Source organism: Desulfosceptrum tomskiensis (assembly GCF_049818055.1).
Classification (GTDB): Bacteria; Bacillota; Desulfotomaculia; order Desulfotomaculales; family JASEER01; genus JBFLVT01.
In genome coordinates, this window is the sequence record NZ_CP187479.1 from 1330585 (window position 1) to 1345472 (window position 14888).

The following is a 14888-nucleotide window of genomic DNA, read 5'->3' on the forward strand; positions in this document are numbered from 1 at the left end:
ATGGAACTGCCGGTGATCAGCGAGCCTGTCGTGGAGTTCAAAAACGTCTCCGTAACCGCCGGCGGACGGTTTATCCTTGACCGGATAAACTTTGCCGTCGATAAGGGCGTTTTCCTGGCTATCGTTGGCCCCAACGGCGCCGGGAAGACGACGCTGATCCGCGCGCTGCTGGGCCTTATGCCCGTACACTCCGGCGAGATCCTGCTTTTCGGAGCGCCCCCCGCGGGGCGAAACAACCACCGGCACATGGTCGGCTACCTGCCTCAACGGCACCGTTTTGACGCCCGATTCCCCGTTTCCGCCCTGGACGTGGCCGTCATGGGCCGGGTCGCCTGCATCGGGCTCTTCCGTTTCCCCGGCAGGAAGGATCGCGAGACGGCGTCGGCGACTTTGCAGCGGATGGGCCTGCCGCCCGAACTGCAGTCACGGCCCATCGGGGAGCTGTCGGGAGGGCAGCAGCAGCTGGCGCTCCTGGCCCGGGCGATGTGCAGCCATACCCGCCTGTTGATCCTTGACGAGCCCACCACGGGTCTGGATCTCATCGCCCAGCGCCGCTTCTACAAGGTTGTTGAGGACCTGCGCCGGGAATTCAACCTGACCGTGATCGTCGTTTCGCACGACATCGCCGCAGTCAGCCGCTATGCCAACCGGTTCCTGTGCCTGAACCGGGGCCGGATCCTCGAGGGGCTCCCCCCCGAGTTTCGGGCCGAAATCGCCGCCGTACTGAGGTAAAAAACGGAGGTAGAAATGGAATTTCTTACTTATGAATTTATGCAGCGCGCCCTTGCCGCCGGGGTGATGGCCGGCGTCCTTTGCTCCTGCCTTTCCCTGTTTGTGGTCCTGCAGCGGCTTTCTTTTGCGGGCGTGGGCATATCCCATTCCGCCCTGGGGGGCATCGCCATCGGGGTCCTCACGGGGATCAACCCCATTGTCGCCGCCGCTTTGTTTTGCACGGGGGTAGCCTGGGGCATCGGTCTGGTCAGCAAAAAAGGCGATGTCAACGAGGACTCCGCGATCGGCGTGTTCTTTTCGGGGGCTATGGCCTTGGGCATCACCCTGATCAGCATGATCAAGGGCTACTACCCGGAACTCTTCGGCATCCTTTTCGGCAACATCCTGGCGGTCACGGGCGGCGACCTCATACTGTTGGCCCTTACCGCTGCCGTCATTCTGCTCTTCCTCGTCTTCTTCTTTAAGGAACTCCTGTTCATCTGTTTCGACGAAGAGGGGGCCCGCGCCTCGGGTTTGCCGGTGACCCCTCTCTATTACGTCCTGCTGACGGCGATCGCCCTGACGATCGTCGTTACCGTGAAAATCCTCGGCATCGTGCTGGCCTCGGCCCTTCTCGTGCTGCCGGCCGTAACGGCTTACGAACTGACCAAGAACTTTCGCCCCATGCTCGCCGTGGCCGTATCATGCGGCGTTTTCTCGTGCGTCGCCGGGCTATGGCTTTCTTACCAGTTGAACCTGCCTTCGGGCGCGACCATCGTCCTCTGCGGGGCGCTGCTCTTCTTCGGGTCCCTCGTTTTGTCCCCCCGCCACGGGCTTTTGAAAAGCTTCCGCCTGCGCCCGGCACAACACCCCGTACCGTTACGGGATAGCGAAGAAACAGAACGCCTTGTCAGCAGCCCGGGAGCGTGACAATTTTTGCCAACAAAAAGTTTAAGCCCACCGTTTTAAGAGGTGGGCTTTACTGTCTTCTAGCGCTTGCTGCCGCTTACTGCAGCATTGGCGAGGGCGCCTGCGCTGCGGCCGGTTTAGCTTCCTCGCGCAACTCGGGAAACCGGGTCCGGCGCGTATACGTGGTATGCAACAGTTTCTTGGCCTTCGGGCTGAGCGGACGGCCCAGGAATTCCTCGTACAGTTTCTTGACGGCCGGGTGCTCGTGGGAGCGCCGGAGTTCGCGCCTCAGATCGATGCTGAAGAGGGCTTCCGCCCTGCGCTGCCGGATCTCGGCCGCGCGCTCTTTCTTAGACAGCGTCGGCAGGATCGGCTGCCCGCCGCCGCCGATGCAGCCCCCTGGGCAACCCATAATCTCCAGGAAATCGAAATGCTCGCCGGCCTTCAGGCGGTCGAGGAGGCGCTTGGCGTTGCGCGTACCGTTAGCGACAGCGATCTTTAATTTGCGCCCCTTCAGTTCGACCTCGGCTTCCCGTACCCCCTGCAGGCCGCGGACCTTGTGAAACTCCACGCGCCCCATTTCCTCCCCTTCGGTCAGGGCGAAGGCCGTACGGATGGCCGCCTCCATCACGCCGCCGGCCGCGCCGAAGATGACGCCCGCACCGGTGGCGATGCCCAGGGGGGCGTCGAAATCCTCGTCCGGCAGTTCGTGGAAGCGGATTCCCGACAGGCGGACCATCTTCGCCAGTTCCCTGGTGGTAAGCACATAGTCGACGTCCCGCCTGCTGTCCGAAACCAGCTCCGGCCTGGCCGCCTCAAACTTCTTCGCCGTGCAGGGCATAAAGGCGACGACGACGATCTTGTCCGGGTCCAGGCCCTCTTTCTCCGCGTAATAGCTCTTGACCAGGGCCCCGAGCATCTCCTGCGGAGACTTGCAGGTAGACAAATTGTCGACGAATTCCGGGTAAAAGTACTCGCAGAACTTCACCCAGCCGGGACTGCACGACGAGATCAGCGGGAGCTCACCGTGCCCTTCCAGTCTTTCCAACAGCTCGTGCGCCTCTTCCATGATGGTCACGTCGGCCGCGAACTCGGTGGAGAAGACGCGGTCGAAACCCATCCGCCGCAGGGCGGCAACCATCTTGCCTGTGACCACCGTCCCCGGGGGAAGGCCGAATGATTCGCCCAGGCTGACTTGGATGCTGGGCGCGGTCTGGCAGACGACATGCAGCTCCGGATCGTCGAGCACGTCGAAGACTTCGTGAATGTATTCTTTCTCGGTAATCGCGGCCGTCGGGCAGGCCATCAGGCACTGGCCGCAGCTGATGCAGGCCGCCTCGCCGAGGTCGGTCTCAAAAGCCGGGGCGATAACCGTCCCAAAGCCTCGGTGGATTGCCGTTAAGGCGCCGACGCCCTGGACATCGCGGCATACAACCTCGCAGCGTCGGCACTTGATGCACTTGTCGTAGTCCCGAACGATAAAAGGATTCCGGTCGTGGATGCGTCGTCCCGCCCTCTTGGCCGCCACTCGCGCCGGCCGGACGCCGTACTGGATGGCCAGCCTTTTCAGTTCACAGGTCTCCTCGCGGGGGCAGACCGGACACTCGGTGTGATGCTCGTAAAGCAAGAGTTCCAGGACCCTCCGCCGGGCCCGCCGCACGCGGGACGAATTGGTCAAAACCCTCATGCCTTCGCGCACAGCCGTTACGCAGGCCGCCGCCAGGTTTCGCGCCCCTTCAATCTCCACGAGGCAGACGCGGCAGCACCCGGGCTGGCTTATCCCCTTCAGGTAGCAGAGAGTCGGGATGTCGATGCCGTTCGCCCTGGCCGCGTCTACAAGGTTAGCTCCCTTCTCAGCATAGACCTCCTGCCCATTGATGGTAATGCGGACGGTCTCGACAGCTCTATCCGGCGGAACCGGAGCCCTACGGTCGACATGCGCGCCGGTGTGGGTCTGTTGCTCCAAATGATCATCACCCCAAACCGATTAAACCTGATCCAACCCTAGTCTTTGATTGATATCATTGTTTAATACCGCGTGCCGCAGCAAAAAGGTGCCGCGCGTTAAGCCGCGGCACCCTTCCTCATCCGCCCCGAACTCAACAGAAAGTCAGCTTCTTACCGTAACCGTCCGGGTGGCTGCATCCCACTGCACCTGCCCGCCCAGGGTTTCCGTAACGAACCTTACGGGCACCATCGTCCGGCCCGAAAGTGTTACCGGGTAGACGTTCGGGTTCTCGGAATCGATGGGGACCGAGACCCACGTCTGTCCCCCGTTCCTGCTGAGCTGGGCCCGGCTCTTGCCGATCCATAGTCTGATCACCGTACGGCCCGACTGCACGGTAACCAGCTTCTGTTCGGGGTTCCAGGAGAAGACCAAACCGAGCGGCTCGCCGACGTGGCGGATGGGGAGCATCGTCCGGTTCTGGATAACGGCCGGAGCACAGTCAAGGGGTTCGTAGACCCCGTTCACCCAGCGACCCGGTGTAGCGAGGACGAACTTCACGACATCGGACGGCAAAACGGTAAGCACTTCTCTTTCGGCATCCAGGTTCGCCCCGGTCTTCTTGCTTACAGCCGCTACGTCATATTTCCCGGCAGCCGTCCCGAACGGGACGGTGACGGCAACGGATTGTTCCCGGCTGGTCGTCGACCTGCTCAACGTCACCTCGGAGGCAGCGACCGTACTCCCGGACTGGTTGAGCACCTTGAACTGGAGTGTTGCGGTATCGTCGGCCGTGTAGCGGAAGCGCACCGTCAGCGTGGCGCCCGGCTTCAGGCTCGCCGCATCGGCACGCTGGGGCGACAGGATCTCCACTTCCAGCCCCTCCACGACCACGGCGTCCTCTTCGGTATCGAGGGCCGCCCCGGACGTCTTGCTGACGACCACGACGTCGTACCTGCCGCCGGGAATCCGCAAGGAAACAGTGACCGTTACGCTCTGGCTCCGCTTGGCGCTCGTCCTGGCAAGCGAGCTGTCGGCACTGCCGTACGTCCTGCCCGCCGAGTCCACCAGTTTGACCGTTACCGAACCCGAGGTACTGGCCGTGTACTCAAAATCGACCGTGAGCTTGCCGCCGGGCACGACCCCTGCCGGGCGGCTTTGCAGCGGCGAGGTTATGTTGACGCTGAGATTGTCGACGAGCACAGCATCCTTCTCCTCGTCGAGGACGACCCCGGACGCCCTTACCTTGACGGCCAGCGCATACTTGCCGTTTGCCGTTGAAGACGGCAGCGTCAGCGAGGTGGACATCGTCTTCTCGCTCGTGGTCTTGGACAGGGAAACCCCTCTGGTGACCAAGACGTCCCCATCCGCATCCCGCAGGAACACGTCCACGGTAGCGGCGTTCCTGGCGGTATACTCAAATTTCACCGTAACCGTTTCTCCGGGTTTGGCCGTCCAGGGCTTGGCTTCGGTCGGCTCGATAATCCTCACGTCGACCCCTTCGTAGACGACCGCTTCCTGTTCCTTGTCGAGGACGGAGTCACCGTCCATTACTACAAGGTCGTATTTGCCGTTTTCAAGGGATGACGGGACAAGCAGGTGCACCGTTTTCGTCTTTGTGGTCGCGGTGGCGCTGACGCTGGTGGAGACGCTGGCGACGGTAGCGCCGCCGGCTTTGAGGAGCTTGACCGTAACCGACTTGTTGACCCCAGCCACATAGTTAAAGCTCACGTCAAGGTACTCGCCGGGAACGGCGGTCGCCGGGGACGAGCGGGTAGGGGATTTGATATCGGCGATTACGTCGACGACTGAAACCGCCGCGGTTTCGGTGTCGCTGACATTGCCGACGGTAACACTGACACTGTAAGTCCCGCTGGATGCCCCCTGAGGAATGGAAACCGACGTGGAGACCGTCTTCTCTGTCTGGGAAACAGAAAGCGGCAGGGACCCCTCAGCAATATCGCCAATTTTGATTGTCGCGGTGGCGGCCGTCCACGAGGTATACTTGACTGACACGTTCACCGACTGGCCGGCGACGACCTTCGCCGGACTGCCGGACGAGGGGGACTTGATGTCCAGCGTAACCTGCGGGATCTGAACTGTGAAAGCATTGTCTACACGGCTCAGCTCTTCGGTGCTGTTAGCCCGGCAGATAACCACGTTGTAAGACCCCTCCGGGGCATTTACAGGGATCGGTATCGGTTTAGAGCCACTGCCGTTAACCTCCTGGAGCACAGCCGAATCAACAATGCTATAACCCCCCGGGCCATAGATTTCAATTGTGATGGTATAGGTTCCGTCCGGTTTGTTTTGCCAGGCGTAACCGACATTGACCGTTCCGCCCGGAGCCACCGTCGTCAGGTCGATGGCCTGAATGGCACAGCTGAAATCCCCGTCAGCGGCGTAACCTGCACCTAAGCCGAGCGACAAGCTCAGCATCAAGCATATGACGAGTACCAGCATTCTACGTTTTGGCTTTAGCCTTCGCACAAACATCACTCCTCTCCCGGCGTAAAAGTTATTCTAATTCTAATATAGAAAAATCCCGCCGGGGGCGGGAAAATGACGTCTAGTGTTGTCGAAAACGTAAATTCAACGTCGAGGGTTAAATCCGAAATCCAGCAAGATCCCTCGTCCTAGGACGGGTCTCGCTCTGGACCATAATTCTCCTTTTCTCTCGTTACGATACCGTAAAAAAACAGGTCCAGCAGGTTTTGGACCGTTTCCTGAAAGGATAGCCCGTTGGCAAAGATAAACTCGGGATTGAGGATAGTCCGGACCGAGGCGATAAGCGCAGTCACAACGAGCTTGGGATTGGCCACACTGAAACAGCCCTGGGCTATCCCTTCTTCAAGCAACCTGGTCATATAGGTGATGCGCCCGGCCCGAAACCCCTCGATCTTCTCCCACAACCGGGGGTAATGCCGCTGCAGGTCTCTCAAGGCCGGCTCCAACTGGCCGACGTTTTGCCCGATTATAGGCACAAGCGCCTTTAGCTTCTGAATTGGATTCTCGTGGGTCGCCAGTAAACCTTCAACGGCTTCGCCAACACGCGAGGTAAGACCCTCAATGACCGCAGCGATGATTTCTTCTTTGCTCCTGAAATAACGGTAGAGAGTTCGCTTTGATATCCCGACATGGCCGGCGAGTTCATCCACGGTCACCGCCGAAAACCCTTTTTGCCGGGCAAGCTCCTCCATTCCGTTAATGATTCTGGCACGCATGTCCAAAGGTCTCACCCCGCTACTCGATCTGCTTGCGGAAGCGCTTGGAAGCAAGGGCCACGACCCCCAGGCCGAAAACGGTCAGGGGGATGATATCCTTCCAGAGAAAAGCCAGCCCTACGCCCTTGAGCATAATCCCGCGCAGGATTTCCAGGAAATAAGTCAGCGGGATCAGGTAGCCCAAGTACCTGATAACGTCGGGCATCGACTCCCGCGGGAAAATAAACCCGGAAAGCAGGACGCTGGGCAGGATAAACATCATGGCCATCTGCATGGCCTGCAGCTGGGTTTTGGCAACGGTAGAAAACATGATACCCACCCCCAGGGCGAACACCAGGAACAGGAAGGCCAATCCCAGCAGCAAGAAGATATTCCCCCGGATCGGCACATCAAACCACCATGTCCCCACCGCCAGTACCAGGGCCACGTCGGCAAAAGCAATGATGATGTAGGGGATCAGTTTGCCGACCATCAGTTCCGCCCCCTGCACAGGCGTAACCATAAGCTGTTCAAGGGTGCCTCTCTCCCGCTCCCGGACAAGGGCGAAGGCCGTAAGCATGATCGTGATGTTCTGCAGGACTAGGCCGATCAATCCAGGGACATTAAACTTCAGGCTCTCCAGGCCGGGGTTGTAGTAAGCCCTTGTACGCATGTCCACTCCCGGTCCTTCAGGGACCTGGCCCCCTGCAGCCTTTACCTGCTTAATGACCATCTCTTGTGAATAGACTTTCCCCGTTATCTCCGCAGCGGACAGTGCTGTCCGGGCGACCAGCGGGTCCGACCCGTCAACGAGAAACTGCACCTGGGACTGCTCACCCCGGCGAATACCCTTCGCGTATCCCCCCGGGATGATCAGGGCCGCCTTGGCCTTTCCCCCGTCAAGCATGCCTTCCAGTTCGGCAAAGTCTTCAACATAACAAACGGGCTGGAAGTAGCCGGTCTGCTCCAGCCTGCTGACCAGTTCACGTCCCGGCTGCTGATGATCCTGGTCCAGGACGGCAAGGGAGATGTTGTTAACATCGGTCGTCACCGCATAGCCAAAGAGCAGCAACATCAGCACGGGCATAACGAGGGAGATCACCAAGCTGGGCGGGTCGCGCCGGATTTGAATGAATTCCTTTCGAACAATAGCAGCCAGTCTATGCGCCCGCACGCAGGTCTTCCCCCTTTCGGACCATGTCAATGAAGACATCTTCAAGCGTGCTTCGTTCAGCCGACTCCATCAATTCAGCCGGGGTGCCGAAAGCGTGCAGGCGGCCGCGGAACATTAGGGCGACCAGATGGCAGCGTTCGGCCTCGTCCATATAATGAGTGGTAACCAAAATGCTGATCCCCTGGGAGGACAGCCGGTCGAGGATGTCCCAGAAGAGGCGGCGAGAAACAGGGTCCACCCCTGCCGTCGGCTCGTCAAGGATCAGCAGCCTGGGCTGGTGTACGAAGGCGTTGGCCAGGGCAACCCGCTGCTTCCAGCCTCCGGAGAGCGTCCCTACAAGCTGCCGCTCGCGAACGTCCAGCTGCATTTCCTTTTTCAAAACCAAAAGCCTTTCCCGCACCTGATCCCGGCTCAAGCCGTAGATCCGGCCAAAGAACTGCATATTCTCTTCTACCGTCAGGTCCTCGTAAAGGCTGAACCTCTGGCTCATATAGCCGATGTTCTGCTTGATCATCTCCGGCTCCCGGGCGATGTCGTAGCCCAGCACCGTGCCGCTCCCTGCCGACGGCCGCATAATGCCGCATAGCATGCGGATGGTGGTCGACTTCCCCGAACCGTTGGGACCGAGAAGCCCGAATATTTTTCCCGCAGGAATCGTTATTGTCAGGTCTTTGACAGCCTCCAGCGAACCGAAACTCTTGCTCAGGTTGCGTGTCTCAATAGCAGCATTCAATTGCCGAACCCCCCTCCCCGGGGCAACCTATTTTTCTTTAATAAAGGTGACGTCCGCAGGCATACCAGGCTTCAGCAGGCCCTGCCCGTTTTCCAGAAAGATCTTGACTTTAAAGACGAGTCGCACCCGGTCCTCCTTGGTCTGCACGTTCCTCGGCGTAAACTCGGCCCGGGGACTGATAAAAGTGACCCTGCCGGCGAAGACTTTGTCCGGGAAGCTGTCTACCGTAACCTCGACCCTCTGCCCCACCTGAACCTCTCCTAAGCGGTTTTCCGGCACGTAGGTGCCCAGCCAAAGCTTTTGCATGTTAAGCAGGGTGATCACTTCGGCGCCCTGCCGCACAACCTCTCCGGGTTCAAAGTTGGTGCCGATAACCATCCCCCCAACCGGGGCCTTCAAGATCGTTTTCTCAAGGTAGCTTTTGGCAAGATCAACACCCGCCTGTGAACCCTTAACCTGGGCGGCGGCGCGGTCAAGCGCCTCCTTGCGGGCGCCCTCGCGCAGCATGCCGAGGCGGGCCGTCGACGCCTTATAAGCCGCCTGGGCCGCTTCGTTCTGGGCTCTGGCCTTCTCAGTCAGCGCCTTCTGCACATTCAGTTCGTGCTCGGTAACAGCACCGCTGGCGTAAAGCTGCTCGTACCTGGCCAGCGTGCCTTCTTGCAGGGCCAGATCCTCTGCTGCACCTTTCGCCAGAGCCTTCAGGCGAGCCGCTTCCTGCTCCGCGGCGGCGATTTCCTGAGCCCGGCTGCCAGCCGTGACCTCGTTCAACGTCGCCTGAGCCGCATCGAAGCCGGCATGCGCCTGGGCGAGCTGGGTTTGCAGGACATCACTTTCGAGGCGGGCCACCTCCTGGCCGGCTTTAACGGTGTCCCCCTCGGAGACTTTAAGCTCCTTCAGAGTGCCGCCGACCTCGGCCAGAACCCGGATCTCCTCGGCTTCGATCGTCCCGGTGGCCGTCAGCAAGCCGCCCCTTTCTTTGATGCAGCCGGCAACTGCGAAGACCAACAAAGCTACAGCAAATACAACCGTCCAGCGCCTGGTCAAGCCAACCCCTCCCCTGCGGTGGTAAACTAAATCTACTGAAATAGTTTACTTAGTAACACTATACAGCGCCGGCCCGTTTAACGCCATCATCTATTCCCGGAATCCAGGGTGATTGGAACCCGTTACGCTCCGGATAACCCGCTGGGCAATCCATCTTGCACGATAGCAAGGTTTTTGGGCCTAAGAGTCAAATTGTATTTTTGTTTCCCTGTTCTTGTTGTAAAAACAGGGCTAAAGAGATTACTAAAGGTGATAGAATGGTTTGCAGGGAGGGATGCCAATGAATCCGCACAAAAAGAGATGGTTGATCCTGTTTTTGAGCATCCTGCTGCTGGCGGCCCTTGTTTCCGCCGGTTGCGGCAAAAATCAAACGACCCCGGCTAAGCCTGACACCGGCAGCGAGCAAAAGGAAACGGTCACCCTGTACTTCTCGGACAGCCAGGCGATGTACCTGGTGCCGGAGAAACGCGAAGTTACACGTATCAACGAACCCCTTGAAGAAATCATCGTCAAGGAGCTCATCAAGGGCCCGGCCGAAAAAGGACACCTGCCCACCATCCCCGCCGAGACCAGGCTCATTTCGGTATCGGTCGTTGACGGAGTCGCCTACGTGGACTTCTCCAAGGAACTCCAGACCAAGCACTGGGGCGGATCCACCGGAGAGATAATGACGATCGGCTCGGTAACCAACTCGCTCGACGGCATCAACGGCATTAAAAAGGTCCAATTCCTGGTGGAAGGCGAAAAGCTGGAAACAATCCTGGGACACGCCTCCACCGCCGAACCGATAGGCCCCAACTGGGATCTCGTGGAAAAATAGAGCAACGCCAGCGGTTAGAGCCCGGTCCGTGCACCGAGCTCTTTAATTTTTTACCAGCCTTTACTATAAACGTCTGCAAAAGAGAGGAAATCGTTCCATGATGTCGAATTTTGAAACATATAATGGCAGCAATGGAGGGATACTCCTACCCATTGTTTTCCCTACCGGAAGTGAGGTAAACAAGTGCTACAAGGAGCAGATTATCTTAAGCCGTCAAAGACACTAATATTCAATGCCCTCAAATACTGTCTCGTTATGTCCGCCGCCGTTTACGGGCTTAGCTGCGCCACAGGCGGTTCCTGCAATGGCTTCAAGGTACTGGCTGCCCTGAACTGTCTTTTCTTCTTTGGCGTGACCGCCGCCGCGGGATGGGTCACGAAACAGGTTGCGGAGCACAACCGGCGTCTTGCCCTCGGTCAGGCCCCGGACCACAAACCTTCGCGCCTCCCGGGCGACATTCCTGAACGGGACGTCCCGTGGCTGACCCGCAACGCCAGGCACAACACGGGACCGGACCGCGCCCGGACGGACCGGCTGCTCGAGTTGCTCGGCCTGGGTGTCGTTTGTACCGACAAAGCGGGGAAGGTCCATGTTTTCAACCCCGCCGCCGAGCGGATACTGGGAATGCGGGCGGCACAGGCCCTGGGAATGGACGAGCAGGAACTCTGGGCAAGAGCGGGCATCGCCGCACCGGAACTCATCGGGAACACAAGCAGCAACTTCGAACTGAACATCAACGGCCGCTACCTGCTGTTCAGTCAGACTTCCTTAAGCGCAATGGACGACGGCGGCAAGATTGTGGTTATTAACGACGTTACCGATAGGCGGCAGTACGAGGACGAGTTGGCCAGGGCCAGCACGCTGAGCGTGGTGGGCGAGATGGCCGCCGGTGTGGCGCACGAAATCAGGAACCCTCTCGTCGGCATCAGGGGTTTTGCCCAGCTGGTGTTGGAGAAAGACGGGGAGGCGCCTCTTCAGGGAGTCAAGCCGTACATGGAGGTCATTATCGGCGAAGTCGACCGCATCAACAAGCTGATTACGGACTTTTTGACCCTGGCCAAACCGCAGGTGTCCCAGGCGATTCCGGTCAACCTTTCCGAACTGGTCAGGAGCACGATGAGCCTCGCCCAAAACGAAGCGATCATGCGCGACGTCAACCTGGCTGTCAGGCTGGCTGAGTCCGTACCCGACGTGCTGGGCGACCGGGACCAACTCCGGCAGGTCTTCCTGAACCTGTTGAACAACGCCTTGGCCGCCGCCGGGCCGGGCGGGGAGGTCATCATCCACACCGGGGTGGCTAATAAGGGCGTTTATCTCTCGATAACTGATAACGGGCCCGGGATTGCCCCCGAAATCGAGAATAGAATCTTTAACCCTTTCTTTACCACCAAAGATGAAGGTACGGGCCTGGGGCTTTCCATCTGCCAGCGCATCATCAACGCCCATAACGGGCGCCTTAATTTCTCAAGCAGCAGCCGGGGCACCGTCTTCACTTTTTGGCTCCCCTGTATCGACGGCTGATCATCCGCCTCGTTCACTCTTCTTTTCGGCAGCAGCCGGTGCACAGTTCACGCCCGCCGGTTTTAACGAAGGCCATAAATCTCTCGAGAAACTCCGGCCGGCCCTGGGGACAGTCACGGATGAACTCGACGAATTGCAGAAGCCGTTCCCGGGCTTGCGGGGAGAGGTGGTGTTCCACACGGCAGGCATCCTGTTCGGCGGTGGCGGGGTCCAGGGCGAGGACGTCCTGGAAGAAAGCGAGTAAAACCTGGTGGCGGTGGTAAATATCCTGGGCCGCAGCGCGGCCTTTGGGCGTCAACTCAATGTAACCGTATTTTTCCTGAGTGACCAGGCCCTTTTCCGTCATTGATTTGACGGCGGCCACGACGGATGGCATCGTGACGCCCATCGCTTGAGCCACGTCCTTTACGCGGGCCACCTTCTGTGCCATGCTGATTACGTAGAGGACTTCCAGATAGTCCTCTACCGCTTGTGAATAGCCGGTCATAAACGAATCACCTCCGGTGACTCGGATGTTGGTGTTAGGTGTTGGATAAGCGTCCGACTTCCTACGGCTTATATCCAATATCATACCTCTATCATACCTCCGTTAAGGTCAATCTTACCAGTGATCCACCTAATTTGACGGTTCTATTCACAGTCAGACTTCCGACCTCCGGCATCCGACTTCCTTATGGCAGCGCCGGCAGTCACCATCGCAGGCTTCGGTTTTCACCAATTGGTGCCAGCAGCGCGGGCAGCGCAGCGTCAAAGGATCGCTCACGGTCAGCCCGCAATACTTGCAGTGTAAAACCTTGTTTTGCTCCAATATGGTCAAAGGCTGCTGTCTCATTATCACATCACCTTTCAAGCGGAACGGACACCGGCCGGTCCAGCTTCCGCAAACCCTTTATAACCGCCAATACAGCCGTGCCGGCCAGGAACAAGACGCCGACCACGAGGCCTGTCGCCAGCGGGTTGACCCCTCCTGCCGACTCGGTAACCCTGGCAGCAACCCCGCCCACGGTGAAGGCAATACCCCAAGTGCCTAGCCATATCAGGGCCGCTTCTTTCTTGCTCAGTTCCTTGAAGATCACCAGGATGGATGCGATGCAGGGCACAAAAAGCGTGATGGTGATCAGGGCCGTCACCGTCTGCACCGGCGTCAGCGCCATCTCGTACAGGCCCGCGGCGCCGAAGTCCCGGCGGACGATGCCCATCACGAAAGCGTTGGCGGCTTCCCCGGGCAGGTTCAGCCAGCCCACGGTCAGCGGCGCCAGTCCCTGCTGGATGACGCCCAGGAGGCCCGAAGCCTGGAAAAGCGTAATCAACGCGGCCCCCAGGGCAAACAGCGGGGTAGCCTCTTTCAGGAACTGAAACGACCTCGTCGTTGTCTTTTTTAGGACGTTGCCCATCCTCGGCAGCCGTAGGGGTGGCAGGTCAATCAGCAGGCTGGTCGACTTACCCGGCAGGATGGCCTGCAGCAGGGTGCCGGCCATGATAAAGACAGCCATTATCGTAACGGCCCAGAACAGCATGTAGACGCCGCCCAACCCGGCCAGCATGCCCCCGATGACGGCCAGCTGCGCCGAGCAGGGGACGGCCAGGGCCAGCAAGACGATGGCGATCTTGCGCTCACGCGCCGAACCAAGCAGCCTGGTGACGATGGTAGCCATGGTTACGCAGCCGAAGCCCAGGATCAGGGGAATGATCGCCCGGCCGTTAAGCCCGATTTTGGTCAGCAGGCGGTCGACCAGCGTGGCGATGCGCGGAAGGTAGCCTGAATCCTCAAAAAGCGAAAGGAAAAAGTAGAAGGAGGCAACCAACGGCATTAAAAGGCCCAGGACGTAGGTAACGGTCATGGTCAACAGGCCGAACTCGCCGACAAGGAACTCTCCGGCCAGGGACTTGAGGTCGACGAACCTGGCCACCAGGTTCCGCACCGCGGGTTCGTAATAGCCAAGCATAATGCCTTCCTCGGTCCAGCCCACGACCGTCCCGGCCACAAACTGCCCGATCACCTTGTACATCACCCAGAGGGCCGCCAGAAGGATGGGGATGCCGGTAAGGGGACGGATCATCCACAGCCCCAGGAGACGGCTAAAGGCGTTCCTGCGCGTGCCCTCGGTTACGACAGCGCCGACGATCTCGTTGACCCTGCGGCGGCGCAGGGTGTAGATCTCCTCCTGCCGTTCCCCCGGCTCCACGCCGTGGCGCTGGGCGACAAAAACGTCTCCCTCGGCGATCAGGAGGGCGTCACCCTGGTTGCCCACGCGGTTTACAAGCGACTTGAGCATTCTTAACACGTCAGGCGTGGGACGGCCCGGGCACGCCTCGGCCAGGGCGGCCTTGAGTTCGGCCAGTCCCCGGCGGCGCACGGCGATCGTAGGCACCACCGGAACACCCAGTTCTTCGGCCAAACGGGGAACATCGATGCTTAATCCGTTATTTTCCGCTTCGTCGATCATATTCAGGGCGACAACGACCGGGACGCCGGTGTCGATGATTTGCTGGGTCAAGAAAAGGTCCCGCTCCAGGTAGACGGCGTTGACGACGTTGATGACGACGTCGGCCGCAAGGATGATGTCGCGGGCGATACGTTCCTCGTCACTGAACGACGAGATGCCGTATACGCCGGGCGTATCGATAATCGCGTCCTCGCCCATCCGGCCATGGGAGATCTCCAGGGTGGTGCCGGGGTAGTTGGAAACATCGACGTAAAGCCCGGTCAGGGCATTGAAAAAGACCGACTTGCCGGCGTTGGGATTGCCGGCTAAAACAACCTTTCTCGCCCCGGGCGGCAGGTTCAGCTCTTTTTGAATGTTGTGATGGTGTACCATTTCCTCTAT

At 59.4% G+C, this 14888-nt stretch carries 12 protein-coding genes; 4 read left to right on the forward strand and 8 right to left on the reverse strand.

The window, feature by feature from the left end; translation table 11 throughout:
* Together ACPV0M_RS06840 and ACPV0M_RS06845 are read left to right on the forward strand one after the other, a co-directional pair.
* Nucleotides 1–732, forward strand: coding sequence for a metal ABC transporter ATP-binding protein (locus ACPV0M_RS06840; RefSeq protein WP_425619930.1), 732 nt, complete (start codon nt 1–3; stop codon nt 730–732).
* A gap of 15 nt (nt 733–747) precedes the next feature.
* A complete protein-coding gene (locus ACPV0M_RS06845; protein ID WP_425619931.1) occupies nt 748–1641 on the forward strand; it encodes a metal ABC transporter permease in 894 nt (297 codons plus the stop codon).
* A 76-nt stretch (nt 1642–1717) separates the two neighbouring features.
* Here the strand turns inward: ACPV0M_RS06845 and ACPV0M_RS06850 are convergent, their stop codons facing one another.
* The 6 genes from ACPV0M_RS06850 to ACPV0M_RS06875 form a co-directional block, all read right to left on the reverse strand.
* Nucleotides 1718–3586, reverse strand: a complete 1869-nt coding sequence (locus ACPV0M_RS06850; protein ID WP_425619932.1) for an NADH-dependent [FeFe] hydrogenase, group A6 — start codon at nt 3584–3586, stop codon at nt 1718–1720.
* Nucleotides 3587–3730: 144 nt separating this feature from the next.
* Entirely contained in the window at nt 3731–6055 is a 2325-nt protein-coding gene (locus ACPV0M_RS06855) for a stalk domain-containing protein (RefSeq protein WP_425619933.1), read from the reverse strand.
* A 146-nt stretch (nt 6056–6201) separates the two neighbouring features.
* Nucleotides 6202–6789 carry a TetR/AcrR family transcriptional regulator gene (locus ACPV0M_RS06860; RefSeq protein ID WP_425619934.1) on the reverse strand — a complete coding sequence of 196 codons (588 nt, stop codon included), beginning with the start codon at nt 6787–6789 and terminating at the stop codon, nt 6202–6204.
* Between the two features lie 19 nt (nt 6790–6808).
* On the reverse strand, nt 6809–7981 hold the full coding sequence (locus ACPV0M_RS06865) for an ABC transporter permease (protein WP_425619935.1): 1173 nt from the start codon (nt 7979–7981) through the stop codon (nt 6809–6811).
* Nucleotides 7929–8675, reverse strand: a complete 747-nt coding sequence (locus tag ACPV0M_RS06870) for an ABC transporter ATP-binding protein (protein ID WP_425619936.1) — start codon at nt 8673–8675, stop codon at nt 7929–7931. Before ACPV0M_RS06870 ends, ACPV0M_RS06865 begins: the two co-directional genes overlap by 53 nt.
* Before the next feature lie 27 nt (nt 8676–8702).
* Nucleotides 8703–9719, reverse strand: coding sequence for an HlyD family secretion protein (locus tag ACPV0M_RS06875; RefSeq protein ID WP_425619937.1), 1017 nt, complete (start codon nt 9717–9719; stop codon nt 8703–8705).
* A gap of 280 nt (nt 9720–9999) precedes the next feature.
* Here ACPV0M_RS06875 and ACPV0M_RS06880 point away from each other — a divergent pair, with 280 nt between their 5' ends.
* Together ACPV0M_RS06880 and ACPV0M_RS06885 are read left to right on the forward strand one after the other, a co-directional pair.
* Nucleotides 10000–10539, forward strand: coding sequence for a GerMN domain-containing protein (locus tag ACPV0M_RS06880; protein WP_425619938.1), 540 nt, complete (start codon nt 10000–10002; stop codon nt 10537–10539).
* Between the two features lie 183 nt (nt 10540–10722).
* Complete coding sequence (locus ACPV0M_RS06885; RefSeq protein ID WP_425619939.1) at nt 10723–12060, forward strand: two-component system sensor histidine kinase NtrB; 1338 nt, start codon at nt 10723–10725, stop codon at nt 12058–12060.
* A 13-nt stretch (nt 12061–12073) separates the two neighbouring features.
* On the opposite strand, the gene ACPV0M_RS06890 is transcribed toward ACPV0M_RS06885, so the two are convergent.
* Entirely contained in the window at nt 12074–12547 is a 474-nt protein-coding gene (locus tag ACPV0M_RS06890; RefSeq protein WP_425619940.1) for a metal-dependent transcriptional regulator, read from the reverse strand.
* A gap of 352 nt (nt 12548–12899) precedes the next feature.
* Nucleotides 12900–14879, reverse strand: coding sequence for a ferrous iron transport protein B (feoB, locus tag ACPV0M_RS06895; RefSeq protein WP_425619941.1), 1980 nt, complete (start codon nt 14877–14879; stop codon nt 12900–12902).
* Nucleotides 14880–14888: the final 9 nt, after the last annotated feature.